We start from the raw sequence: 3,055 nt of genomic DNA, 5'->3' as shown, positions 1-3,055 counted from the left end.
CGTGACTACTTGCAAACAGGTGCAACAGTTGAACTTGGATTTGACTTGAACAAAGCACACTTCTTCGACGTAGAAACTGAAAAAACAGTCTACTAAGCAAATGAAATGTCAAAACACTACTAGAGAAATCTGGCAGTGTTTTTTTAATGATTGGTATTGGCATAAAAACAGAGCTTTTCTAGTTTTCATATCCTTAAAAAAGTGATAAAATGGTAGGAAGAATTGGAGAGTATAGATGCCGAAAGAAGTGAATTTGACGGGCGATCAGGTAGTCGCTTTAACGAGAGAATATTTAACAAAGGAAGACGTTGCTTTTGTACAAAAAGCATTGATTTACGCAGTTGATTGTCATAGTGGGCAGTTTCGGAAATCAGGAGAGCCCTATATTATCCATCCCATTCAGGTAGCAGGCATTTTGGCTAAGCTCAAGCTGGATGCCGTAACCGTTGCCTGTGGTTTTTTGCATGACGTGGTTGAAGACACAGATGCGACACTGGATGATCTGGAGAGAGAGTTCGGTCATGATGTTCGGATTATCGTTGATGGGGTGACCAAGCTTGGTAAGGTTGAGTACAAATCACTCGAGGAACAATTGGCTGAAAATCACCGCAAGATGCTTATGGCCATGTCAGAGGATATCCGCGTTATCTTGGTTAAATTATCGGACCGTTTGCACAATATGCGGACTCTTAAACACCTGCGAAAGGACAAGCAAGAACGGATTTCCAGAGAAACCATGGAAATTTACGCACCACTTGCTCATCGTCTAGGGATTTCCAGTGTCAAGTGGGAGTTGGAAGACCTATCTTTCCGTTATCTCAATCCAACTGAGTTTTACAAGATCACCCACATGATGAAGGAAAAGCGCAGAGAACGTGAGGCTCTGGTCGACGAAGTCGTAACCAAGTTGGAGGACTATGCTACCGAACGCAATCTCAAAGGGAAAATCTATGGTCGTCCTAAGCATATCTATTCGATCTACCGCAAGATGCAGGATAAGAAGAAACGCTTTGAGGAAATTTATGACCTGATTGCCATTCGCTGTATCTTAGATACCCAGAGTGATGTCTATGCTATGCTGGGTTATGTGCATGAACTTTGGAAACCTATGCCAGGCCGCTTCAAAGACTATATCGCCAATCGTAAGGCCAATGGTTACCAGTCTATCCATACAACTGTTTATGGGCCAAAAGGGCCGATTGAATTCCAGATTCGGACTAAGGAAATGCACGAAGTGGCTGAGTACGGGGTAGCAGCTCACTGGGCTTATAAGAAAGGCATTAAAGGGCAGGTCAACAGCAAGGAATCTGCTATTGGGATGAACTGGATCAAGGAGATGATGGAGCTCCAAGACCAGGCTGATGATGCCAAGGAATTTGTGGACTCTGTTAAAGAAAACTATCTGGCGGAGGAGATTTACGTCTTTACTCCTGATGGTGCGGTTCGCTCCCTGCCAAAAGATTCAGGACCGATTGACTTTGCCTATGAAATCCATACCAAAGTCGGTGAAAAAGCGACTGGTGCCAAGGTCAATGGCCGTATGGTTCCACTGACAACCAAGCTCAAGACAGGGGATCAGGTTGAAATTATCACCAATCCCAACTCCTTTGGTCCAAGTCGTGACTGGCTCAACATGGTCAAGACCAGCAAGGCGCGCAACAAGATTCGTCAGTTCTTTAAAAATCAAGACAAGGAATTATCCGTTAACAAGGGCCGTGAGATGTTGATGGCCCAGTTCCAAGAAAACGGCTATGTAGCCAATAAATTCATGGACAAGCGTCATATGGACGAGGTCCTTCAAAAGACCAGCTACAAGACAGAGGAAGCTCTCTATGCAGCCATTGGTTTTGGAGAAATTGGCGCTATTACCGTCTTTAACCGATTGACCGAAAAGGAACGTCGTGAGGAAGAACGCGCTAAGGCCAAGGCAGAAGCAGAAGAGCTTGTCAAAGGTGGCGAAGTTAAGGTTGAGAACAAAGAAACCCTCAAGGTTAAGCATGAGGGTGGCGTGGTCATTGAAGGTGCTTCAGGTCTCCTAGTTCGGATTGCCAAGTGTTGCAATCCAGTGCCGGGTGACGACATTGTCGGCTACATTACTAAGGGACGCGGTGTAGCTATTCACCGTGTGGACTGTATGAATCTCCGTGCCCAAGAAAACTACGAGCAACGTCTCCTTGATGTGGAGTGGGAAGATCAATTCTCAAGCAAGGAATACACTGCCCACATCGATATCTATGGTCTCAACCGTACAGGGCTCTTAAATGATGTTTTACAAGTTCTCTCAAACACGACCAAGAATATCTCAACCGTTAATGCTCAGCCAACTAAGGATATGAAATTTGCTAATATCCATGTCTCCTTTGGTATTTCCAACCTCTCTACACTGACCACAGTCGTGGATAAGATTAAGAGTGTGCCAGAGGTTTACTCCGTCAAACGGACTAATGGCTAATTGTCCTAGCTCTTACTAGAAAGGCTATTATGAAAATCATTATCCAACGGGTTAAAAAAGCTCAAGTCAGTATCGAAGGTCAGGTTCATGGAAAGATCAATCAGGGACTCTTATTGCTGGTCGGTGTTGGTCCAGAGGCCCAAGAGGAAGATTTGGACTATGCTGTGAGAAAGCTCGTCAACATGCGGATTTTTTCTGATGCGGAAGGGAAAATGAACCTATCTGTCAAGGATATTGAAGGGGAAATCCTTTCTATTTCCCAGTTTACCCTCTTTGCGGATACCAAGAAAGGCAATCGTCCCGCCTTTACAGGTGCAGCCAAGCCGGATATAGCAACTGCCTTCTATGAGTTTTTCAATCAAAAGCTAGCTCAGGAAGTACCTGTTCAGACAGGCATCTTTGGAGCGGATATGCAGGTGGAGCTGGTAAATGATGGGCCAGTTACCATCATTCTTGATACTAAAAATAGATAAGAAAACCAAGCCCAGTTGGCTTGGTTTTTGTTTATAGACACTCCCAGAAGGCGATGTGTTTGTTGTAAAAGTCGGGATAGTTTTCTCTTAGGTGGCTAGCCGTCATATAATATAAAGTAGAATGACAGGA

At 44.5% G+C, this 3,055-nt stretch carries 2 protein-coding genes and 1 pseudogene; all 3 read left to right on the top strand.

The features are described 5' to 3' along the window. Nucleotides 1–96 (top strand): annotated as a pseudogene (locus tag GMD1S_RS12285) (sugar ABC superfamily ATP binding cassette transporter, ABC protein); the annotation flags it as partial. 139 nt (nucleotides 97–235) lie between these two features. After that, complete coding sequence (locus GMD1S_RS06995) at nucleotides 236–2,452, top strand: RelA/SpoT family protein (RefSeq protein WP_001123779.1); 2,217 nt, start codon at nucleotides 236–238, stop codon at nucleotides 2,450–2,452. 29 nt (nucleotides 2,453–2,481) lie between these two features. Next, nucleotides 2,482–2,925, top strand: a complete 444-nt coding sequence (gene dtd / locus GMD1S_RS06990) for a D-aminoacyl-tRNA deacylase (protein WP_000691410.1) — start codon at nucleotides 2,482–2,484, stop codon at nucleotides 2,923–2,925. Nucleotides 2,926–3,055: the final 130 nt, after the last annotated feature.

It is taken from the genome of Streptococcus sp. GMD1S (genome assembly GCF_000296875.1).
In the GTDB taxonomy this organism is placed as follows: Bacteria; Bacillota; Bacilli; order Lactobacillales; family Streptococcaceae; genus Streptococcus.
This window is presented reverse-complemented; position numbering and strand designations above follow the sequence as displayed.